Genomic DNA, 244 nt, shown 5'->3' on the forward strand with positions numbered 1-244 from the left:
CGCTTGCGCTCCTTGCTTTCAACCCATTCGGCGGCGCTGTAGCGGCGGACCCTGCGATGGATCAGCGAGGCGGCCAGCTCGCGTTGAGTGGCGCCTGCCTGGTGGCCGTCGAGCACTTGCAGCAAGGTGACGAGGTGCAGGCGCCGGAAGGGCGGCGGGCGCCACGCTGGCGGGCCGGCCGCCATGCCGTTGAGGCGGCGGCACAGGCGCTCGACCGACGCGAGGCGTGCGAAGGGGTTAGGTG

The 244-nt window shown here is 72.1% G+C and carries 1 protein-coding gene; it reads right to left on the reverse strand.

Features of this window, described 5'->3' with window-relative positions; genetic code table 11:
* The coding region (locus AX735_RS04305) for a DUF2285 domain-containing protein (RefSeq protein WP_156447410.1) at positions 1-244 on the reverse strand (244 nt) is incomplete at both ends.

This window comes from Blastomonas sp. CCH1-A6 (assembly GCF_001556365.1).
Taxonomy (GTDB): domain Bacteria; phylum Pseudomonadota; class Alphaproteobacteria; order Sphingomonadales; family Sphingomonadaceae; genus Blastomonas; species Blastomonas ursincola.